The following is a 21353-nucleotide window of genomic DNA, read 5'->3' as shown; positions in this document are numbered from 1 at the left end:
GTCGACTATGCACATTCATATTCTTGGTATCTGCGGCACGTTCATGGGCTCGATGGCGGTTCTGGCCAAAGAGTTGGGCCATCACGTTACCGGCTCCGACGCCAATGTTTACCCGCCCATGAGCACACAGTTGCAGGCCCAGGGCATTGAGCTGACGCAGGGCTACGACCCATCCCAATTCGATCCGGTCCCCGACCTGGTGGTGATCGGCAACGCCATGTCTCGTGGCAACCCAGCGGTCGAGTACGTCCTGAACAAAGGCTTGCCCTATGTCTCCGGCCCGCAATGGCTGGCTGATCACGTGCTGCAAGGCCGCTGGGTATTGGCGGTCGCCGGCACCCATGGCAAGACCACCACCAGCAGCATGCTGGCCTGGGTCCTGGAGCATGCGGGCATGAGCCCGGGCTTCCTGATCGGCGGCGTGCCGCAGAACTTCTCGGTGTCGGCGCGCCTGGGCGATACGCCGTTCTTCGTGATTGAGGCCGATGAGTACGACAGCGCCTTCTTCGACAAACGCTCCAAGTTCGTCCACTACCGCCCTCGCACTGCGATCCTCAATAACCTAGAGTTCGATCACGCGGACATCTTCCCCGATTTGCAGGCCATCGAGCGGCAGTTCCACCACTTGGTGCGCACGATTCCAAGCGAAGGCCTGGTGATCCACCCGACTACCGAGCCGGCCTTGCAGCGCGTGATCGACATGGGCTGCTGGACCCCGGTGCAAACCACCGGTGCGGGCGGGCAGTGGCAGGTCAAGTTGCTCAGCGAGGACGGCTCACGCTTTGAAGTGCTGTTCGAAGGCCAGGCCCAGGGCATCGTCGAATGGGATATGACCGGCCAGCACAACGTAGCCAACGCCCTGGTGACCCTGGCAGCCGCGCGCCATGTGGGCGTGGTGCCGTCGATGGGCATTGCCGCGTTGAGCGCATTCAAAAGCGTGAAGCGGCGCATGGAGAAGGTCGCCGACGTGAATGGGATTACCATCTACGACGACTTTGCCCACCACCCGACGGCGATTGCCACCACCCTTGATGGCCTGCGCAAGCGGGTTGGGGATGCGCCGATCATCGCCATTGTCGAGCCGCGCTCCAACTCCATGAAACTCGGCGCGCACCGCGACGGCTTGCCGGAAAGTGTCAACGACGCCGACCAGGTGGTGTGGTATGCACCGGTCAACCTCGGTTGGGACCTGCCCGCGATTGCGGCGCTTTGCAGCGTGCCGTCGAAGGTCTGCGATTCCATTGAAGGCATCATCGAATTCGTCAAGCAACAGGCCAAGCCTGGCACCCACGTGGTGGTCATGAGCAACGGCGGCTTTGGCGGCTTGCATGGCAAGTTGGCCGAGGCGCTGAAATGAGCGGCCCGGAACGCGTTACCCTGGCGATGACCGGCGCGTCCGGCGCGCCCTATGGCCTGCGCCTGCTGGACTGCCTGGTGCGCGAAGAACGTGAGGTCCACTTCCTGATTTCCAAGGCCGCGCAACTGGTGATGGCCACCGAGACGGACGTGGCGCTGCCGCCCAAGGTGCAGATGATGCAAGCCTTCCTCACCGAGTACACCGGTGCGGCGGCAGGGCAGATCAAGGTCTATGGCAAGGAAGATTGGATGTCGCCGGTCGCCTCGGGCTCCGGCGCGCCAGCGGCGATGGTGGTGGTGCCGTGTTCCACCGGGACCTTGTCGGCGATTGCCACGGGCGCCTGCAACAACCTGATCGAGCGCGCGGCGGATGTGACGCTCAAAGAGCGCCGCCAGTTGATCCTGGTGCCACGCGAAGCGCCGTATTCGAGCATTCACCTGGAGCACATGCTCAAGTTGTCGAACATGGGCGTGACCATCTTGCCGGCATCGCCTGGTTTCTATCACCAGCCGCAGACCATCGATGACCTGGTGGACTTCGTGGTGGCCCGGATTCTCAACCTGCTGAATATTCCCCAGGACATGTTGCCGCGCTGGGGTGAGCATCATTTGAGCAGCGATGAATAAGGCCCTGCTGGTCATCCTGGCGTTGCAACTGGCCGGCTGCGCCACCGCGCGTACGCTGGATGCGGCCAAGCCCGGCGCGCCGGTGGTGTATGCCGGCACGCGGCTGGATTTGTATGCGATGAATGGCGGCTGCTGCGCCATGGACCGGTTTGGTGCGCAGGCGCCGAGCTATCCCGGTGTCGACCTGCCAGCCAGTGCATTGCTCGATACGCTGCTGTTGCCGCTGTCGGTGTTGACGGTGCTCGGTGTGGGGTTTAACGCCACGGGCGGGCTCTAGCCTGGATTTTAAACCAATGTGGGAGGGGGCTTGCCCTGAGGCCAGTCAGTTATAGGGATAGAACGAGCAAACACTAACCCGTTGCGAGCGGGCGTGTTGTGGCGAGCGGGCTTACTGTGGCGAGCGGGCTTGCCCCGCGTTGGGCTGCGAAGCAGCCCCAATCAATCGGAATGCGGAGTATCAGGCACTCCTCTGCGGCTGGTTCTGGGGCTGCTGCGCAGCCCAACGCGGGGCAAGCCCGCTCGCCACAACAAGCCCGCTCGCCACAGTTACAGTGTTCTTCCTTAACTGACGGGCATTGGGGCTTGCCCCCTCCCACATTTTGCTGTGTGTCCGGCTTTATTTACCGAGCTTGCGCAACTCATCCGACTCCACCACCCGCACGCCGTCCTGCTCTTCCAGCGCCAGGCGCCACATGGCGCGGGCCAGTTCGCACACTTCAATGCCGTGGTACTTGCCTGGAATCAGGCGTGACAACGGCCCGGCCAATTGCTCGGCCAGGCGCGGCTCAACACGTTCCCCCAGTAGCAGCGAAGGCCGCACGATGGTCAGTTGCGGCCAGTCCTGGGCCTTGAGCGCCTGTTCCATTTCCCCTTTGACCCGGTTGTAGAACACCGAGGATTTCGGGTCGGCGCCAATCGCACTGATCACGATCAAGTGCCGCGCGCCCATTTCCCGGGCGCGCTTGGCGAAGGCCACGACCATATCCAGGTCAACGGCACGGAAGGCCTCTTCCGATCCGGCTTTCTTGATGGTGGTGCCCAGGCAGCAGAAGGCAATATCCACCTGGCCGCTCAGTTGCGGCAGGAGCACCGCCGGGTCGCCTACCGGGTTTTCCAGGCGCGGGTGTTCAGCCAGCGGTTTGCGGCTGGGCGCCAGCACACGGGTCACGGTGGGTTCGTTGAGCAGGCGGTCAAGCAGGTGCTCGCCGGTAAGCCCGGAGGCGCCCGCGAGCAGGATATGCTGAGGTGTCAGGTACATGGTGTTTCCCCCCCTTGTTACACAGTTCAGCTTAGTTGCCTTTGGCTTCCTTGCTATTCATTGAGACGCTTTCGAGCGCCTTTCGTGCCTGCTGTTTGCGTAATAATTGCCAATGGGCGATCACGCCTTTGGGGGCCCACATCTGCGGTTCGGAAGGCTCGAAGTTGTCCGCCTGTTCGCGTTCGCTCACGTGCAGTTGCGCCAGTTTGAAAGCTTGTTGCAAATCGTCGGTCTGGTTGAAGGCCTGGGCGAAGAGGGCGTCGCCGAAGTAGGTGAAATCGGCTTCCTCGGAGCACCCGAACGACACACGGTCGGCGCGGGAGGCGGTCATGATCAGGGTGTGTTCGTCTTTAAGTGCCGGGATGAAACCGCCGGAGTAGCAGGCGGAGATCACGATGATCTTGTCGCGGTTCTTCAGCGGCGCGAGCACGGCGGCCAGCTCATCGGCAGGCAGGTCGGCCAGCTCCATGCGCGGCTGGTCCAGCACCAGTTCATGTTCGTGGGTGCCGTGGCTTGTCAGGTAGATAAACACCAGGTCTTCCGGCCCGCTGCGTTCGGCGAGGGTTTGCACCGCGCGGCGCAGGCTTTCGCGGGTGGCCAGGGGGCGGTCGGCAATATGGTCGCGGTGGTTGACCAGGCGGATCTGCCCCCGGGCACCGAAGCGGGTGGCGAGCATATTGCTGACGTAGTCCGCTTCGCGCAGGAACACGCTTTGTTTACCGTCACCGGCCACGGCCAGGGTGTACAGCTCCACGGCCGGGGTGGAGGCGGGTACGGCGGCGAGGGCGGCTTCGAGCAAGCGGCCCTGGGCGAGCACGCCAATTTCCAGCGGGTCGGGCAGCAACTTGCCGTCGGCATCCCGCACGCGCATGCCATTGACCCAGGTGCCGGCCTGCACGGTGCCGTCGGTGAGCACCAGGGTGCCACGCCCCTGGTAGTTGTCGCTGTCGAAGCCGCCGATATAGAAGCTGCCATCGGTCAGGTTCAGGCGGCCTTCGCCGCTGAAGCGCCAGTCGGCGAACTCGCCGACATAATGGCTACCGTCCACGCCAATCAATTCGCCCTTGCCGCTCAGGGCGCCTTCCTTGAACTGGCCGATCCACACGTCGCCGTCGGCGTTTTCATAACGGCCCTTGCCATTGAGCTGGTTCTGCTTGAACTGGCCGACATAAATGTCGCCGTCAGCGCTGTTGAACGTGCCGTTGCCTTCCAGTTGGCCATCGACGAAGTGGCCGCTGAACTGGTTGCCGCTGTCGTCGTTGCGCTGGCCTTCGCCATTTGGTTTGCCGTGGGCGAACTGGCCCTGGTATTGGCTGCCGTCGGCCAGCTCCAGGCGACCGAGGCCGGAGTACTGGTCGTCCTTGAATTCGCCGCGATAGGTCATTTGCCCCTCTTTGAGGGTGCCTTCGCCGTTGCGTCGACCGTTCTTGAAGCCGCCCACATAGTGGCTGCCCGCCGTGCTCAAGCTGCCCTGGCCATCGAACAGGCCTTGCTTGAACTGGCCTTTATAGACTTCGCCGTTGCTGCCGTGCCATTCGCCCTGGCCGTGCCACTGGCCTTGGTCGAACTGGCCGGCGTACCAGCTGCCGTTGGGGTAGTCCACGCGGCCCTGGCCTTGCAGCAAGCCATTGACCACATCACCCCGGTAGCGGCCGCCGTCGGGCAGGCGCGCATCGGGCGGCAACAGCGATTCGCCGTCTCCGCAAGCGGTGAGCAACAGGGCAAGGGCAAGGGGAGCAAGTGGGCGCATAGCGGGATCCGGATAATTGAGCGCCGAGTATGCCGTAGCTGCGAGTTTCTTACATAAATTTACATACCCTGTGGCGAGTTTCAGTGCCTCACCACAGGGAAGGGCTTACACGAAGCAGAGCGACAACGACTCGGCGATGTAAGCGGGTTTTTCCTGGCCTTCGATTTCCAGGGTGGCGGTGGCCTTGAACAGCCATTGGCCCGGTTTTTTCTCGGTGACGTCCGTGAGGGTGACGTTCAGGCGCACCTTGGAGTTGACCTTCACTGGCTGGATAAAGCGCACGCTGTCCAGGCCATAGTTGACCGCCATCTTCAGGCCCTCGGGCATGATCAGGATGTCTTCCATCAGCTTGGGCATCAGCGACAGCGACAGGAACCCGTGGGCGATGGTGCTGCCGAACGGCGTTTGCGCGGCCTTGACCGGGTCGACGTGGATGAACTGATGGTCGCCAGTGGCTTCGGCGAACAGGTTGATTCGGGCCTGGTCGATGGTGAGCCATTCGGAACGTCCCAGTTCCTTGCCGACATAATCTTTGAGCTGCGCTACGGGTACATAGGGCATTGCGTCTCTCCTTGGTTCATCGGTTTGTCCCTCCGCTGCAGGCGCGAGCTTGCTCACGAAGGTCGTTAACGATAACGCCGGCTTTTCTGGTTCGGCGCGGCGCACTCGAGTTTTTCGCGAGCAATCTCGCTCCTGAGGGAGGCAGTTGCTGTTTTTTTGGGGTTACAGAGAACCAATGTAGATCATCATGGGCTACCCGCCCGGTCAACCCACCATGCTTATGGCGAATGCCGGAGCATAGAGCGGGCATGCTTATAATGCGGGCGAGCCTTGAGGGGGGAGAACGGATGCTGTTACGCGGTCTGACATGGCTGGTGCTGTTTCAATTGATCGGCACCGCGATCAATCATTTGCTGGTGCCGGTACTGCCGGGGCCGATCATTGGCCTGTTGCTGATGCTGGGTTACCTGGTATGGCGCGGCGAAGTCGGTGAGCCGTTGAGCCTGGCGGCCAGCAGCCTGTTGCGTTACCTGCCGTTGCTGCTGGTGCCACCGGCGGTGGGGGTGATGGTGTATGCCAAGGACATCGCCGCGGACTTCTGGGCCATTGTCGGCGCACTGGTGCTGTCGCTGGTGATCGCCATGGGGTTTGTCGGCGTGCTGATGCAAAAGCTGGTCAAGCGCCAGGCGCAACAGGAGGAGGAACAATGACCTTCGACTGGCAGGGCGCGTGGGCGGCGGTGATTCATCACCCTCTGTTCGGCATCGGTATCACCCTCGGCGCCTATCAACTGGTGCTGGCGGGCTTTGAGAAAACTCGCTGGATTTTCCTGCAACCGGTGCTGGTCTCCATGCTGCTGGTGATTGGCGTGTTGCTCAGTTGCGGCCTGAGCTACGCCGAATACCGCAAGAGCACCGAGATCATGGGCATCCTGCTCGGCCCTGCGACGGTGGCCCTGGCAGTGCCGCTCTATTTGAACCTGCGGCGGATTCGGCAGTTGTTCTGGCCGATTTTTACTACGCTGGTGATAGGTGGCGTATTGGCTACTGGCCTGTGTGTGCTGCTGGGCTGGTGGTTTGGTGCCGAACACATGATGTTGATGACCATGGCGCCCAAATCGGTGACTTCGCCGATCGCCATGCTGGTGGCTGAGCAGATCGGCGGTGTCGCCGCATTGGCTGCGGTGTTTGTGCTGATCACCGGGGTCATCGGTGCGATGATCGGTCCGGCATACCTGTCGCGACTGGGCGTACACAGCCCCGAGGCGCGCGGCATGGCCCTGGGCATGACCGCGCATGCGGTCGGCACCTCAGTGGCCTTGCAGGAAAGCGAAGAGTGCGGCGCCTTTGCGGCGCTCGCGATGAGTCTGATGGGCGTGGCCACGGCGGTGTTCCTGCCGTTGGCGGTGTCGGTAATTGTTTAAACCGGGTTTAAGGAAACCTTTATGAGTCTGGCGCTGTTCCCGCTCAATACCGTGCTGTTCCCCGGCTGCACCCTCGACTTGCAACTGTTCGAGGCGCGCTATCTGGACATGATCAGCCGTTGCATGAAAAAGGGCGAAAGCTTCGGCGTGGTGTGCATCCTCGACGGCCAGGAAGTCGGCATGGCCCCGGATGGCTACGCGCTGATCGGCTGTGAAGCGCTGATCCGCGACTTCAAGCAGCAGGATAATGGCCTGCTGGGGATTCGTGTCGAAGGCGGTCGCCGTTTCCGTGTGCGTGACGCCGGGGTGCAGAAGGACCAGTTGCTGGTGGCCGAGGTGCAATGGCTGGAAGAGCTGCCGGACCAGGCGCTGGAAGAAGAGGACGCCGACCTGCTGGCCTTGCTCCAGGCCCTGGCCGAACACCCGATGGTTGCCTCGCTGGACATGGGCACCCACGCCGATGGCCAGCAGGCGCTGGGCAATCAGCTGGCGTATCTGCTGCCGTTCACCGAGGCCGACAAGATCGACCTGCTGCAACTCGACGACCCACAGCAGCGGCTGGATGCGATCCAGATGCTGCTCGACGAGTTGCAGGGCGAGCTATTCACTCAATAGGCATAGCGCAGCAGCGCATGGGACATGCCGGCAAGCGCGATAAAACTCAGCACCGCCACCAGCGCCGGCAGCAGCAGCCACCAGGTTTTTTGGGGCATGGCCGGCAACGGGCTGCGGTACTGGCTGGCGTTCAGGCTGAAGGCACACACCGTCATCGCCAGCAACGTACCGGCCAGGATGTCGGTGGGCCAATGGGCGCCCAAATAGACCCGTGACAGCGCAATGAAGGCGGCGGGGATACACCCCAGCAGCATCCAAGTCAGGCGCATCCGTGTGGGTTGCCCGCGACCGGCCAATACCGCCAGCGCCAGGAAGAACGCGAACGCGCCGGAGGCATGGCCGCTGGGCATGCTGAAACTGGTCAGTGGGTCGGTGAGGATTTCCGGTCGGCCACGGGCAAAAAACAGCTTGGTCGCGGTGTTGATCAACGCCGCCCCTGCCAGCGTGACACCGACAAACACCGCATGCCGCCATTGTCGCGCCAGTAACAGCAGGCCGGTGAACACGGCGCTGGCGACGAACATCTTCTTGAACTCACCCAGTTGGGTGATGCGCACCATCACCTCGTCCAGCCATGGGCTGCGGTGCTCCTGCACCAGTGCGCTCAGGCCCTGGTCGAAATCGTTGAGGTGGGGGTAGCCGATGAACAGCGCGATCAACAACGTCAGGCTGGCACACCCAATCCACAAGGTTGCACGACGATGGCCTCGCAGGCTGCTGTTCAAGCACAGTCCGATCAATACCGCCAGGCAGGCCGTGACCACGCCCGCCTCTGGCCAGAACCCTTCCGGCAAGGGTAGGCGGAACGCGGCACCGGTCGCCCAGCCGGGTATCAGGTAGGCCACCGACCAACCCCCCGCCGCCAGAATGCTCACGGCGGCGAAGCGTGGGAACGGCATGTCGCACATGCCGGCGACCATTGGCAGCATCGGCCGCAGCGGGCCGATGAAACGGCCGACCAACAGGCTGGCGATGCCGTACTTGTGGAAGTAGGTCTCGGCACCGTTCATCCATTCCGGATGATGGCGCAGGCCGGGTAGACGGCGAATGTTCTGATGGAAATGCCGCCCCAGGTAGTAGGAAACCCCATCGCCCAATAGTCCGCCGAGGAAGCCCATCAGCAAGGTTTCACTCAACGACAGCGCCCCGCTGCCGGCCAGCACCGCAATGGCAAACAACAACACGGTGCCCGGCACGATCAGCCCGGCAATGGCCAGGCATTCCACGCACGCCACGATAAGCACCGCCGCCGCCAGCCATTGCGGGTTCAGGGTCAGCCAGCCGGTAATGCTATCGAGCCATTGGCCCATAAAACGTCACTCCCTCTATGTCATACATAACGCGAAACGCTGAAGATTTAATGTGGGAGGGGGCTTGCTCCCGATAACGGTGTAACAGGCCGCAGATGTGTCGCTGACCCACCGCTGTGTTGCGGCGATAGTGTTCAAACCAGAAAGTAGTCGCGGCCTTCGACCTGGCCGCGACGCAGCGGGTTCCGTGTGCAGTAGGGCGCATAGCCGGCATCGACGAAGCGATACATCAGGTGTTCATCGCGGCCGCTGGGAATGCCCAGGCGGGTGGTCTGGATAATCTGCGTCGGCACCTGGCCTATGTCTTCTACATAGAGCTGTTCCTGATCGAAGCGCTTGGCATCCCACATCGGGACTTTCAAACCCAGCGCCTTGCACAACAAGGTCTGGCCCGCGCAAAGCTTCTGCGAGGGGCGGGGGCTGCCGTCGGCATTCGGGTTGTTCAACAGCATCTGCGCCAGGCTGGCGGGACCTGAGAGTTCGTCAATCCAGGGATAGGCCGACTTGATCAGCACGGCATTGCCCGGCCCCTGGGCGCTGAAGTTCAGCGAATCACCGCCACGGGCGTAGTACATGTAGATATGCCCGCCATCCAGAAACAAAGCCTTACGCTTTTCTGTGTAGCCGAGGGAGGCGTGGCTGCCTTTTTCGGCCACGTAATACGCTTCGGTTTCGATAATTCGCGCTGAAAGCCAGATATCGCCGACGCGGTGGCGAATGATTTTTCCGAGCAATTCCCGTGCAAGCAGTTGTGCATCGCGGTCGAAGAAGCCGTCGGGCAGGGCGCTGGCGGGCAGTTGGGGGGTAAAACTGGACATGGCGTTCAGGGTTATTACGGCTAAATGTGACGGAATAATAACAACTCCCACCTTAATTACGGCTGAACCCCAGGTTTTTACAGTTCATTTCGACCATCCGCCCCACACCGCTGTCAGTCGGGCGGCGTCACAGCTATAATCTGCCGCTTTCCTCTTTGCCAAGACTCCCTGACCATGACTGAGTCCGTTCTTGACTACATGACCCGCCTGGGTCGCGCTGCCCGTCAGGCCTCGCGGTTGATCGCCCGTGCGAGCACCGCGCAGAAGAACCGTGCCCTGCTGGCCGCCGCCGATGCTCTGGATGCCTCGCGCTCCGAGCTGGCCGCCGCCAACGAACTGGACCTGGCCAACGGCCGCGCCAATGGTTTGGAGCCGGCCCTGCTGGATCGCCTGGCACTGACCCCGGCGCGTATCGACGACATGATCGAAGGCTTGCGTCAGGTGGCCAAGCTGCCTGATCCCATCGGTGAAATCCGTGATATGCGTTACCTGCCGTCCGGCATCCAGGTCGGCAAGATGCGCGTGCCCCTGGGCGTGATCGGCATCATCTATGAGTCGCGCCCGAACGTGACCATCGACGCCGCGAGCCTGTGCCTCAAGTCTGGCAATGCCACCATCCTGCGTGGCGGTTCCGAGGCGATCCATTCCAACCGCGCCATCGCGGCCTGCATCCAGCAGGGCCTGGCCGTGGCCGAACTGCCGGCCGAAGTGGTGCAAGTGGTGGAAACCACCGACCGCGCAGCGGTTGGCGCGCTGATCACCATGCCGGAATTCGTCGACGTGATCGTACCGCGCGGTGGCAAGAGCCTGATCGAGCGCGTCAGCCGCGATGCCAAGGTGCCGGTCATCAAGCACCTGGATGGCGTGTGCCACGTGTTCATCGACGTTGCCGCCGATATCGACAAGGCAATCCGCATCGCCGATAACGCCAAGACCCACCGCTACGCCCCGTGCAACACCATGGAAACCTTGCTGGTGCACGCCGGCATTGCCGAGCGCGTGCTACCGCCACTGGCTGCCATCTACCGTGACAAGGGCGTGGAGCTGCGCGGCTGCGAGCGTACCCGTGCGCTGCTCGGCAGCGACGTGATCGAAGCGACTGAACAAGACTGGTACACCGAGTACACGGCACCGATCCTGTCGATCCGCATCGTTGACGACCTGGACCAGGCCATCGAACACATCAACCAATACGGCTCCAAGCATACCGACGCCATTGTTACCGAGCATTTCAGCGATGCCCGGCGTTTCCTCAACGAAGTGGATTCCGCTTCGGTGATGGTCAACGCCTCGACGCGTTTTGCCGACGGCTTCGAGTATGGCCTGGGGGCTGAGATCGGTATTTCCACCGATAAGCTCCACGCACGCGGCCCGGTTGGCCTGGAAGGCCTGACCAGCGAGAAGTACGTAGTGTTCGGCGACGGTCATGTGCGCACTTGATGGCTAAACGCATCGGGCTGCTCGGCGGTACCTTCGACCCCGTACACATCGGCCATTTGCGCAGCGCCCTGGAAGTCGCGGATGCCCTCGCGCTGGATGAGCTGCGCCTGGCGCCCAATGCCCGGCCGCCGCATCGCGACACGCCGCAGGTGTCTGCGCAGCAACGCCTGGAGATGGTACGCCTGGCCGTTGCCGGTATACCGCCGCTGGTGGTGGACGATCGTGAGCTCAAGCGCGATAAACCGTCCTACACTGTCGACACCCTGGAACTGATGCGCGCTGAACTGGCGGCAGATGACCAGTTGTTTCTGCTTTTGGGCTGGGACGCATTTTGCGGCCTGCCCTCTTGGCATCGTTGGGAGGAACTCCTCCAGCATTGCCACATCCTGGTGCTGCAACGCCCGGATGCCGACAGCGAACCGCCGGATGCCTTGCGCAACCTGCTGGCCGCGCGGTCGGTAAGTGACCCCTTGGCCCTGACCGGGCCGAACGGGAATATTGCATTCGTCTGGCAGACCCCGCTTGCGGTGTCTGCCACCCAGATCCGTCAACTGCTGGCCAGCGGGAAGTCGGTACGTTTCCTGGTGCCTGACGCGGTCCTGGCCTACATCGATGCGCACGGGCTTTACCGTGCGTCGAACTGAAAAGGCGCGCTTGAACGCACGAACAGTCGTGCAGCAAGCGCCCGAACATACGAGCAAAACGAGTTTTTTATGACGAACAAAGACGTAAGCAAAGTAAAACGCAAAGGCACGTTCAAAAGCGCGCCGCTGCCGGTTGAAGCCCATGTTGGCCCGGAGCTGGCTGGCGAAGAACTGGTAAAAGTCGCCGTTGCCGCCCTGGAAGACGTGAAGGCCCAGGACATCCAGGTCCTGGACGTGCGCGACAAGCAGAGCATCACCGACTTCATGATCATCGCCACGGGTACCTCCAACCGCCAGATCGGCGCGATGCTCGACAAGGTTCGCGAAGCCGTCAAGGCCCAAGGCGTCAAGCCGCTGGGTGAAGAAGGCAAGGGCGACAGCGACTGGGTGCTGCTGGACATGGACGACGTGATCGTTCACATGATGACGTCCAACGCCCGTCAGTTCTACGACCTGGAACGTCTGTGGAAAGGCGCCGAACAGAGCCGCGCCGCTGATGGCAAGCACCACAGCCCGGAAGTGGGCCACGCGCACTTCGACAAGCTCAACAAAGACCAGGAATAAGGAACGGCTGTGCGCCTGCGTCTGATTGCTGTCGGTTCACGCATGCCCAAGTGGGTGGAGGAAGGCTGGCACGAGTATGCCAAGCGTCTGCCCGCCGAGCTGTCGCTGGAACTGGTGGAAATACCGCTCAATACCCGGGGCAAGAATGCCGACGTGGCACGCTTTATCCGTCAGGAAGGCGAAGCCATGCTGGCCAAGGTCGGCCCCAACGAGCGCATCGTCACCCTCGAAGTGCACGGCAAACCCTGGAGCACCGAGCAGTTGGCGGTGGAACTGGATCGCTGGCGCCTGGACTCGCGCACCGTCAACTTCATGGTCGGTGGCCCCGAAGGGCTGGCGCCGGAAGTCTGCGCGCGGGCGGACCAGCGCTGGTCGCTGTCGGCGCTGACGCTGCCGCACCCGTTGGTAAGGATTCTGATCGGTGAACAGCTGTACCGCGCCTGGACAGTCCTGTCCGGGCACCCTTATCACAAATAATCTGCGCCCCTCCCGATGACCCAGCCGATCCGCATCAAGGACCACGAGAAAGACGCACGTCTGGTACGCGCGCGCGTGGTGTTTGGCGCGATCATGGTGGTGACGCTGATTGGGGTGCTGATCGCTCGTCTGTATTTCCTGCAGGTGATCCAGTACGACTATCACTCCACATTGTCGGAAAACAACCGGGTGCACGTGCAACCGATTCCACCGACCCGTGGCCTGATCTTCGACCGCAATGGCGTGGTGGTAGCGGATAACCGGCCCAGCTTCAGCCTGAGCATGACCCGCGAGCGTTCCGGCGATTGGCAGCAGGTCCTCGACGTTATCGTCGAAGTACTGCAACTGACCCCGGAAGACCGGGTGATCTTTGAGAAGCGCATGAAGCAGGGGCGTCGGCCGTTCGAGCCGGTGCCGATCCTGTTCGAGCTGACCGAAGAGCAGATTGCACGCATCGCGGTGAACCAGTTCCGCCTGCCGGGTGTGGAGGTGGTGGCGCAGTTGGTGCGGCATTACCCGCAAGGGCCGCACTTTGCCCACTCCGTCGGCTACATGGGGCGGATCAACGAGAAAGAGCTGAAAAGCCTCGATCCGGTCAATTACAGCGGCACCCACCATATCGGCAAGACCGGCATCGAGCGTTTCTACGAGCCCGAGCTGCACGGCCAGGTGGGTTACGAAGAAGTCGAGACCAACGCCCGCGGCCGCGTGCTGCGGGTGCTCAAGCGCACCGATCCGGTACCGGGCAAGGACATCGTGCTGAGCCTGGACATCAAGTTGCAGGAGGCGGCCGAGATGGCGCTTGGCGGCCGTCGCGGTGCGGTGGTGGCACTGGATCCGAGGACGGGCGAAGTGCTGGCCATGGTCAGCCAACCGAGTTTCGACCCCAACCTGTTTGTGACCGGCATCAGCTTCAAGGCCTACGCCGAACTGCGTGACTCCATTGATCGCCCACTGTTCAACCGTGTGCTGCGTGGCCTGTACCCACCGGGTTCGACCATCAAGCCGGCGGTGGCGATTGCCGGCCTGGATGCGGGCGTGGTGACGGCGTCGAGCCGCGTGTTCGACCCCGGCTACTACATGCTGCCCAACTACGATCACAAATACCGTAACTGGAACCGCACCGGTGACGGCTATGTCGATTTGGATACCGCGATCATGCGCTCCAACGACACCTATTTCTACGACCTGGCCCATAAGCTGGGGATCGACCGTTTGTCCGCCTACATGGGCAAGTTCGGCCTGGGTCAGAAAGTCTCCCTGGACATGTTCGAAGAGTCCCCCGGCCTGATGCCGTCGCGGGAATGGAAGCGCGCGACCCGCCGCCAGGCGTGGTTCCCCGGTGAAACCTTGATCCTCGGTATCGGCCAGGGCTATATGCAGGCCACGCCTTTGCAGTTGGCCCAAGCCACCGCGCTGGTGGCCAACAAAGGCATCTGGAACCGTCCGCACCTGGCCAAGACCATCGAAGGCGAGAAGCCGGTGGATGAAAACCCGATCCCGGATATCGTGCTGCGCGACCCGTCCGACTGGACCAAGGTCAACCACGGCATGCAGCAAGTGATGCACGGCGCCCGGGGTACTGCACGCAAGGCGGCCCTCGGCGCGCAATACCGCATTGCAGGCAAGAGCGGTACGGCCCAGGTCGTGGCAATCAAGCAGGGCGAGAAATATGACCGCTCCAAGGTCCAGGAGCGCCACCGCGACCACGCCTTGTTTGTGGGGTTCGCCCCGGCTGACGACCCGAAGATTGTGGTGGCGGTGATGGTCGAGAACGGTGAGTCCGGCTCCGGTGTCGCCGCGCCTGTGGTGCGGCAGATCATGGATGCCTGGTTACTGGCCGACGACGGCAAGCTCAAGCCGGAATATGGCGGCCCCCCTTCAAGCACCGAGGTTACGGCCAGTGAAGAGTAATTTTGATCGCATCCTCTCCAGCGAGGATGTGATGCGTCGTCGCGCGACGTTGCTGCAACGCATGCACATTGATGGCCCGCTGTTGATTCTGCTGCTGACCCTGGCCGCCGGCAGCCTGTTCGTGCTGTATTCGGCCAGTGGCAAGAACTGGGACCTGCTGATCAAGCAGGCATCCTCGTTCGGCCTGGGCCTGTTGTCGATGGTGGTGATCGCCCAGCTTGAGCCGCGTTTCATGGCGCGCTGGGTGCCGCTGGGCTACGTCGCTGGCGTATTGCTGTTGGTGGTGGTGGACGTGATGGGCCACAACGCCATGGGCGCGACCCGCTGGATCAACATTCCGGGGGTTATTCGCTTCCAGCCGTCGGAATTCATGAAGATCCTGATGCCGGCGACCATCGCCTGGTACCTGTCCAAGCGCACCTTGCCGCCGCAGCTCAAGCACGTGGGGATCAGCCTGATCCTGATCGGCGTGCCGTTTGTCCTGATCGTGCGCCAGCCGGACCTCGGCACATCGCTGCTGATCCTGGCCGGCGGTGCGTTCGTGCTGTTTATGGGGGGGTTGCGCTGGCGCTGGATCCTCAGCGTGCTGGCGGCTGCCATCCCGGTGGCGGTGGCCATGTGGTTCTTCTTTATGCACGACTACCAGAAGCAACGGATCCTGACCTTCCTCGACCCGGAGAGCGACCCGCTGGGCACCGGCTGGAACATTATCCAGTCGAAAGCCGCCATCGGTTCCGGCGGCGTATTTGGCAAGGGTTGGCTGCTGGGCACGCAGTCGCACCTGGACTTTTTGCCTGAGAGCCACACCGACTTCATTATTGCGGTGATGGGCGAGGAGTTCGGCCTGGTCGGCATTTGCGCCCTGTTGCTGATCTACCTGTTGCTGATTGGTCGCGGCCTGGTGATTACCGCCCAGGCGCAGACACTGTTCGGCAAATTGCTTGCCGGCAGCCTGACCATGACTTTTTTTGTTTACGTTTTCGTCAACATCGGTATGGTCAGTGGCCTGCTGCCGGTGGTTGGGGTGCCATTGCCGTTTATTAGCTACGGCGGAACTTCGCTGGTGACATTGCTGTCAGCGTTTGGGGTTTTGATGTCGATTCATACGCATCGCAAGTGGATCGCTCAGGTTTGAATAAGGTGAAGATGTCAATGCAAGTAATGCGCGGCTGGGCGACTCGGCATGCGTCCTGGATGAGCCTGATTGGGCTGCTGGGGGCAACGCAAGAGGCGCAGGCCGGTGACTACGATGGTTCACCCCAGGTCGCCGAATTTGTCGGTGAAATGACCCGCGACTACGGTTTTGCCGGTGAACAGCTGATGGGCGTGTTCCGCGAAGCCCAGCGCAAGCAGGCGATCCTCGACGCCATCTCCCGCCCCGCCGAACGCGTGAAGCAATGGAAGGACTATCGCCCAATGTTCCTCACCGACGCCCGTGTGGCCCGCGGCGTGGACTTCTGGCGCCAGCATGAGGCCGTGCTGGCCCGCGCCGAGCAGGAATATGGCGTGCCGGCCCAGGTCATCGTGGCGATCATCGGCATTGAAACCTTCTACGGGCGCAATACTGGCAGCTACCGGGTGATCGACGCCTTGTCGACCCTGGGCTTCGATTACCCGCCCCGCGCCGAGTTCTTCCGCAAGGAACTGCGCGAATTCCTGCTGCTGGCCCGCGAAGAGCAAGTCGACCCGCTGACCCTCAAGGGGTCCTACGCCGGGGCCATGGGCCTGCCGCAATTCATGCCGAGCAGCTTCCGCGCCTACGCAGTGGATTTCGACGGCGACGGGCATATCAATATCTGGAGCAACCCGGACGACGCCATTGGCAGCGTGGCCAGCTACTTCAAGCGCCATGGCTGGGTCGGGGGCGAACCCGTGGTGGTTCGCGCCGAGGTCAGCGGGGAGCGGGCCGATGAAGGCTTGACCCAGGGTATCGAACCGGTCAAGACCGTCGGGGAGTTGCGGGCGCTGGGCTGGTCGAGTCAGAATGCGCCACGTGATGACATGCCGGTGACGGCCTTCCGCCTGGAAGGCGAAAACGGCCCGGAATACTGGATGGGCCTGAAGAATTTCTACGCAATCACGCGTTATAACCGCAGTGTGATGTACGCCATGGCCGTACATCAGCTGTCAGACATGCTGGTCCAAGCACGGGGCAACAAGTAATGCGGGCATCGCTGTTCAATAAACCGCTCAAGCTGGTGGCGTTCACCGCGTTGTCCTTGCTGGTTGTCAGTTGCTCCACCAGTCGCGGTCCGGCGCAGAAGTCGGGCGGCAGCGCGATTCGTTCCCAGCCGGGCCTGGACATCAACCGCGCGCACAAAGATGGCGCGCCGTGGTGGGATGTCGACGTGTCGAAAATCCCGGATGCCACGCCCACCCTGCATACCGGCGCCTACAAGGCCAACCCGTATACCGTGCTGGGCAAGACCTACTTCCCGCTGCAGGACTCCAAGACCTACGTGCAGTCGGGCACGGCGTCGTGGTACGGCACCAAGTTTCACGGCCAGAACACCGCCAACGGCGAAGTGTATGACCTGTATGGCATGAGTGCGGCCCACAAGACGCTGCCGCTGCCCAGCTATGTACGCGTGACCAACCTGGACAACAACCGTACGGTGATCCTGCGGGTCAACGATCGTGGACCGTTCTATTCAGACCGGATCATCGACTTGTCCTACGCTGCCGCGAAGAAACTCGGCTATGCCGAAACCGGCACCGCGCGGGTCAAGGTCGAAGGCATCGACCCGGCGCAGTACTGGGCCCAGCGTGGCAAGCCCGCACCGTTGATGCTCAATGAGCCGCAGACGCCGCAACCGCAGGTGACCGCTTCGGCCGGCAAGATCGAGCAGTGGACGCCACCACCGGCACAGCACGCCCCAGATACTGTCGTCGTGCCGCATGCCGCGCCGGGGGCTTCTACCGCCGGCGGCCAATACCTGCAAGTGGGCGCTTTCGCCAACCCGGACGCGGCAGAACTGTTAAGGTCCAAGTTGAGCAGCATGGTCAACGCGCCGGTGTTCATCAGCTCCATCGTGCGTAACCAGCAAACGCTGCACCGCGTGCGCATGGGGCCGATCGGCTCGCCGAGCGAGGTTGCGCAAGTGCAGAACAGCGTGCGCCTGGCCAACCTGGGGCAACCCAGTGTGGTCACCGCCGAATAAGTACCAAAAGATAGATGGTTCGGGCCCGTGCGCGGGTCCGAACCCTGGTTGTTGGCTCGTTGAACAATAAAACCCAGGGGCAAGGGGTGAGCGGGCAACCGAACACGTGACAGTCTGGCAACGGGCTGTCTGAATGAGTTTTGCCCGCGAGGGCAAGTTTCCATAAGTAATTTCGAGAGACGGATGAACATCACCACCTTAGCCAAACGCACGTGCCTGCTTATCTCGCTGATCATCACCCCGGCCGCCTGGGCGGTTGAAATGGTGCCGGCTTCACCGCAACTGGCCGCCAAGGCCTGGGTCCTCATGGATGCCGCCAGCGGCAACGTGCTGGTCGAGAACAACGGTGACCAGCGCCTGCCGCCGGCCAGCCTGACCAAACTGATGACTGCCTACATCGCGACCCTGGAAATCCGTCGCGGCCAGATCGGCGAGAACGACCCGGTGACCGTCAGCGAAAACGCCTGGCGTACCGGCGGTTCGCGCATGTTCATCAAGGTTGGCTCCCAAGTAACGGTGAGCGACCTGCTGCACGGCATCATCATCCAGTCCGGTAACGACGCCAGCGTCGCCCTGGCCGAGCACATCGCCGGCAGCGAAGACGCGTTCGCCGACATGATGAACAAAACCGTGGCCGACCTGGGCATGACCAATAGCCACTTCATGAACCCGACCGGTCTGCCGAACCCTGAGCACTACTCGTCGGCACATGACATGGCGATCCTGGCGCGCGCGATCATTCGTGTCGACCCGGTGCACTACGCGATCTACTCCCAGAAGGAATTCTTCTGGAACAACATCAAGCAGCCTAACCGCAACCTGCTGCTGTGGCGCGACAAGACTGTCGACGGTCTGAAGACCGGCCACACTGAAGAAGCCGGCTACTGCATGGTGTCGTCCGCCGTGCGTGACGGCCAGCGCCTGATCGCCGTGGTCTTCGGCACCAACAGCGAGCAGGCGCGTGCCGCCGAGACGCAAAAACTGCTGACCTACGGCTTCCGCTTCTTCGAAACCCAGACCTTCTACCAGAAGGGTGCTGAACTGGCGACCGCGCCGGTTTGGAAGGGCGCGACCTCGCAAGTCAAGGCCGGCCTGGCTGAAGACCTGACCCTGACCATGCCTAAAGGCCAGCTGAAAAAGCTCGCTGCCAGCATGACCATGAACCCGCATCTGGTTGCACCAATCGCCAAGGGTGATGTGATCGGTAAAGTCGAAGTGAAGCTGGACGACAAGGTGGTGCACAGCGCCGACCTGATCGCCCTGGACGCCGTCGACGAAGGTGGTATCTTCCGCCGCGTGTGGGATAGCATCCGTCTATTCTTCTACAGCTTGTTCAACTGATAAGTGTGCACCTGCAAAGCCCCGTGTTGATCCGACACGGGGCTTTGCCCGTCGCCACGGCTTACGCTTACGAGGCCGTTACGCCATGACCGATAAAGAAGTAAAGGCGCCAAAGATCGAATTCCCAAACGTGGATTATCCCGTCAAGGTGATCAGCGATACCGGTGTAGGCAACAAAGACACGATTCTTCAGATCGTGCGTAAACACGCGACGATCAATGACAACCGGGTGGACGAGCGTTTGAGCTCCAACGGTAAATACACCACGATCCAGTTGCACATCGTTGCGACCGGTCAAGACCAGCTCTACGACATCAACAGCGAACTGCGGGCCACCGGCTTCGTGCACATGGTGCTGTGATGCCACAGGTCCTGGGCTTTCGCGAGCTCGGCCGGATGGACTACGAGCCCGTCTGGCACGCCATGCAGCGGTTCACGAATGAGCGCGGCACTTCGGCGCCCGATGAAATCTGGCTGGTGGAGCACCCGCCGGTGTTCACCCAGGGCCAGGCCGGCAAGGCCGAACATCTTCTGCTGCCGGGGGATATTCCGGTGGTGCAGGTCGACCGAGGGGGGCAAGTGACTTACCATGGGCCCGGTCAACTGGTGGCTTACCTGCTGCTGGACGTGCGCAAGCTGGGTTTTGGCGTGCGCGACCTGGTGAGCCGCATGGAGGCTTGCCTGATCGAGCTGTTGGCCAGTTATGGCGTGAGCGCCGCGGCCAAGCCCGATGCACCCGGTGTGTATGTGGACGGCGCGAAAATCGCGTCCCTCGGTTTGCGGATTCGCCACGGTTGTTCCTTTCATGGCCTGGCCCTGAACGTGGACATGGACCTGGCACCGTTCCGGCGCATCAACCCGTGCGGTTATGCCGGGCTGGCGATGACCCAACTGAGCGACCACGCCACACCGATTAAATTTGCCGAGGTAAGTGCCCGGCTGCGTGCGCAGCTCGTCAAACACCTCGACTATGCTGAGCAGACGACCCTCACGGGCGGAATCGACTGATTATGACTACTGATGCAGTGCAAACCATGATCCCGACGCTGGACGTTACCGAGCGTCCGGCCCCGGCCCCGCGTGCCAAGGTGGAAGCCGGCGTCAAGCTGCGCGGCGCCGAAAAGGTTGCACGCATCCCGGTCAAGATCATTCCGACGACCGAACTGCCGAAAAAGCCTGACTGGATTCGCGTGCGTATTCCGGTCTCGCCGGAAGTCGACCGGATCAAGGCCCTGCTGCGCAAGCACAAGCTGCACAGCGTGTGCGAAGAAGCATCGTGCCCGAACCTGGGCGAGTGCTTCTCCGGCGGCACCGCCACCTTCATGATCATGGGTGACATCTGCACCCGTCGTTGCCCGTTCTGCGACGTCGGCCACGGCCGGCCGAAGCCACTGGACGTCAACGAACCGGAAAGCCTGGCCATCGCCATCGCCGACCTGAAACTCAAGTACGTGGTGATCACCTCGGTAGACCGTGACGACCTGCGTGACGGCGGCGCCCAGCATTTCGCCGACTGCATCCGCGAAATCCGCAAGCTGTCACCGAACGTGATGCTCGAAACCCTGGTCCCGGACTACCGTGGCCGTATGGACGTGGCGCTGGAAATCACCGCCGCCGAGCCACCAGATGTGTTCAACCACAACCTGGAAACCGTGCCGCGCCTGTACAAGGCCGCGCGCCCGGGTTCGGACTACCAGTGGTCGCTGACCCTGCTGCAGAAGTTCAAGCAGATGATGCCGCATATTCCGACCAAATCCGGCTTGATGCTGGGCCTGGGCGAAACCGACGAAGAAGTGATCGAAGTCATGAAGCGCATGCGCGAACACGACATCGACATGCTGACCCTGGGCCAGTACCTGCAACCGTCCCGCAGCCACTTGCCGGTACAGCGCTTCGTGCACCCGGACACCTTTGCCTGGTTCGCCGAGGAAGGCTACAAGATGGGCTTCAAAAACGTCGCGTCGGGCCCGCTGGTACGTTCCTCGTACCACGCCGATGAGCAAGCCAAGCTGGTCAAGGCTAGCCTGGTTTCCTGATAGGGATTGAGACCCAGTGTGGGAGGGGGCTTGCCCCCGATTGCGGTATGTCAGTCACTCCATGTGCTGGCTGATCCACCGCTTTCGGGGGCAAGCCCCCTCCCACATTTCGTTCCGC

General features: G+C 62.1%; 23 protein-coding genes. 18 read left to right on the top strand and 5 right to left on the bottom strand.

All coding sequences use genetic code 11. The features are described from left to right. Positions 1–7 precede the first annotated feature (7 nt). Genes mpl through ACODSV_RS16305 form a run of 3 tightly spaced genes read left to right on the top strand, consistent with a single transcriptional unit; the run spans position 8 to position 2260 of the window. On the top strand, positions 8–1357 hold the full coding sequence (gene mpl, locus ACODSV_RS16315; protein WP_150095544.1) for a UDP-N-acetylmuramate:L-alanyl-gamma-D-glutamyl-meso-diaminopimelate ligase: 1350 nt from the start codon (positions 8–10) through the stop codon (positions 1355–1357). Next, on the top strand, positions 1354–1983 hold the full coding sequence (gene ubiX / locus ACODSV_RS16310) for a flavin prenyltransferase UbiX (protein WP_010206807.1): 630 nt from the start codon (positions 1354–1356) through the stop codon (positions 1981–1983). The genes mpl and ubiX overlap by 4 nt, the downstream gene beginning before the upstream one ends. Then, complete coding sequence (locus ACODSV_RS16305) at positions 1976–2260, top strand: YceK/YidQ family lipoprotein (RefSeq protein ID WP_024077590.1); 285 nt, start codon at positions 1976–1978, stop codon at positions 2258–2260. The genes ubiX and ACODSV_RS16305 overlap by 8 nt, the downstream gene beginning before the upstream one ends. 339 nt (positions 2261–2599) lie before the next feature. Here ACODSV_RS16305 and ACODSV_RS16300 read toward each other — a convergent pair whose 3' ends face one another. The 3 genes from ACODSV_RS16300 to ACODSV_RS16290 all read right to left on the bottom strand — a co-directional run bounded on the left by ACODSV_RS16300 (position 2600) and on the right by ACODSV_RS16290 (position 5552). After that, entirely contained in the window at positions 2600–3241 is a 642-nt protein-coding gene (locus tag ACODSV_RS16300) for an oxidoreductase (protein ID WP_024077589.1), read from the bottom strand. Between the two features lie 31 nt (positions 3242–3272). Next, on the bottom strand, positions 3273–4991 hold the full coding sequence (locus ACODSV_RS16295; RefSeq protein ID WP_024077588.1) for a C13 family peptidase: 1719 nt from the start codon (positions 4989–4991) through the stop codon (positions 3273–3275). A gap of 105 nt (positions 4992–5096) precedes the next feature. Further along, positions 5097–5552: a MaoC family dehydratase gene (locus tag ACODSV_RS16290; RefSeq protein ID WP_003194496.1), complete on the bottom strand. Its 456-nt coding sequence runs from the start codon at positions 5550–5552 to the stop codon at positions 5097–5099. 287 nt (positions 5553–5839) lie between these two features. Here ACODSV_RS16290 and ACODSV_RS16285 point away from each other — a divergent pair, with 287 nt between their 5' ends. From ACODSV_RS16285 to ACODSV_RS16275, 3 genes are read left to right on the top strand one after another with little or no spacing between them, the layout of a single operon-like run. Further along, positions 5840–6202 carry a CidA/LrgA family protein gene (locus ACODSV_RS16285; RefSeq protein WP_069077075.1) on the top strand — a complete coding sequence of 121 codons (363 nt, stop codon included), beginning with the start codon at positions 5840–5842 and terminating at the stop codon, positions 6200–6202. Next, the gene (locus tag ACODSV_RS16280; RefSeq protein WP_024077585.1) at positions 6199–6915 is read left to right on the top strand and encodes an LrgB family protein; all 717 of its coding nucleotides are present in this window, start codon (positions 6199–6201) and stop codon (positions 6913–6915) included. The genes ACODSV_RS16285 and ACODSV_RS16280 overlap by 4 nt, the downstream gene beginning before the upstream one ends. A 21-nt stretch (positions 6916–6936) precedes the next feature. Further along, the gene (locus ACODSV_RS16275) at positions 6937–7530 is read left to right on the top strand and encodes an LON peptidase substrate-binding domain-containing protein (RefSeq protein WP_024077584.1); all 594 of its coding nucleotides are present in this window, start codon (positions 6937–6939) and stop codon (positions 7528–7530) included. Here the strand turns inward: ACODSV_RS16275 and ACODSV_RS16270 are convergent. Both ACODSV_RS16270 and ACODSV_RS16265 read right to left on the bottom strand, forming a co-directional pair. Continuing rightward, a complete protein-coding gene (locus ACODSV_RS16270) occupies positions 7524–8840 on the bottom strand; it encodes a bifunctional DedA family/phosphatase PAP2 family protein (RefSeq protein WP_150095391.1) in 1317 nt (438 codons plus the stop codon). The two genes, ACODSV_RS16275 and ACODSV_RS16270, sit on opposite strands and share 7 nt — an antisense overlap. 134 nt (positions 8841–8974) lie before the next feature. Beyond that, the gene (locus tag ACODSV_RS16265) at positions 8975–9658 is read right to left on the bottom strand and encodes a DNA-3-methyladenine glycosylase (protein ID WP_024077582.1); all 684 of its coding nucleotides are present in this window, start codon (positions 9656–9658) and stop codon (positions 8975–8977) included. A 174-nt stretch (positions 9659–9832) separates the two neighbouring features. Here ACODSV_RS16265 and ACODSV_RS16260 point away from each other — a divergent pair, with 174 nt between their 5' ends. From ACODSV_RS16260 to lipA, 12 genes are all read left to right on the top strand, one after another. Further along, positions 9833–11098, top strand: a complete 1266-nt coding sequence (locus tag ACODSV_RS16260) for a glutamate-5-semialdehyde dehydrogenase (protein WP_150054685.1) — start codon at positions 9833–9835, stop codon at positions 11096–11098. Then, on the top strand, positions 11098–11742 hold the full coding sequence (gene nadD / locus ACODSV_RS16255; protein ID WP_041161029.1) for a nicotinate-nucleotide adenylyltransferase: 645 nt from the start codon (positions 11098–11100) through the stop codon (positions 11740–11742). Before ACODSV_RS16260 ends, nadD begins: the two co-directional genes overlap by 1 nt. A gap of 69 nt (positions 11743–11811) precedes the next feature. Beyond that, a complete protein-coding gene (gene rsfS / locus ACODSV_RS16250) occupies positions 11812–12306 on the top strand; it encodes a ribosome silencing factor (RefSeq protein WP_003176298.1) in 495 nt (164 codons plus the stop codon). 9 nt (positions 12307–12315) lie between these two features. Continuing rightward, the gene (rlmH, locus tag ACODSV_RS16245) at positions 12316–12783 is read left to right on the top strand and encodes a 23S rRNA (pseudouridine(1915)-N(3))-methyltransferase RlmH (protein ID WP_003176297.1); all 468 of its coding nucleotides are present in this window, start codon (positions 12316–12318) and stop codon (positions 12781–12783) included. A gap of 15 nt (positions 12784–12798) precedes the next feature. Next, positions 12799–14697: a penicillin-binding protein 2 gene (gene mrdA, locus ACODSV_RS16240; protein WP_024077579.1), complete on the top strand. Its 1899-nt coding sequence runs from the start codon at positions 12799–12801 to the stop codon at positions 14695–14697. A gap of 31 nt (positions 14698–14728) precedes the next feature. Next, positions 14729–15832: a rod shape-determining protein RodA gene (rodA, locus tag ACODSV_RS16235; RefSeq protein WP_051448934.1), complete on the top strand. Its 1104-nt coding sequence runs from the start codon at positions 14729–14731 to the stop codon at positions 15830–15832. Positions 15833–15849: 17 nt separating this feature from the next. Beyond that, on the top strand, positions 15850–16860 hold the full coding sequence (gene mltB / locus ACODSV_RS16230; RefSeq protein WP_024077577.1) for a lytic murein transglycosylase B: 1011 nt from the start codon (positions 15850–15852) through the stop codon (positions 16858–16860). Then, positions 16860–17858 (top strand): septal ring lytic transglycosylase RlpA family protein, encoded by a 999-nt coding sequence (locus tag ACODSV_RS16225; protein WP_024077576.1) that lies wholly within the window; start codon positions 16860–16862, stop codon positions 17856–17858. The genes mltB and ACODSV_RS16225 overlap by 1 nt, the downstream gene beginning before the upstream one ends. 183 nt (positions 17859–18041) lie before the next feature. Continuing rightward, positions 18042–19199: a D-alanyl-D-alanine carboxypeptidase family protein gene (locus ACODSV_RS16220; protein WP_010562459.1), complete on the top strand. Its 1158-nt coding sequence runs from the start codon at positions 18042–18044 to the stop codon at positions 19197–19199. An 85-nt stretch (positions 19200–19284) separates the two neighbouring features. Next, positions 19285–19560, top strand: coding sequence for a DUF493 domain-containing protein (locus tag ACODSV_RS16215; protein ID WP_024077575.1), 276 nt, complete (start codon positions 19285–19287; stop codon positions 19558–19560). Continuing rightward, positions 19560–20207, top strand: coding sequence for a lipoyl(octanoyl) transferase LipB (gene lipB, locus ACODSV_RS16210; RefSeq protein ID WP_024077574.1), 648 nt, complete (start codon positions 19560–19562; stop codon positions 20205–20207). The genes ACODSV_RS16215 and lipB overlap by 1 nt, the downstream gene beginning before the upstream one ends. A 26-nt stretch (positions 20208–20233) precedes the next feature. After that, a complete protein-coding gene (lipA, locus tag ACODSV_RS16205) occupies positions 20234–21235 on the top strand; it encodes a lipoyl synthase (protein WP_162163623.1) in 1002 nt (333 codons plus the stop codon). Positions 21236–21353 lie beyond the last annotated feature (118 nt).

Source organism: Pseudomonas sp. FG86 (assembly GCF_057808775.1).
The sequence above is the reverse complement of the archived record's forward strand: the minus strand, read 5'-3'. Positions and strand labels throughout refer to the sequence as shown.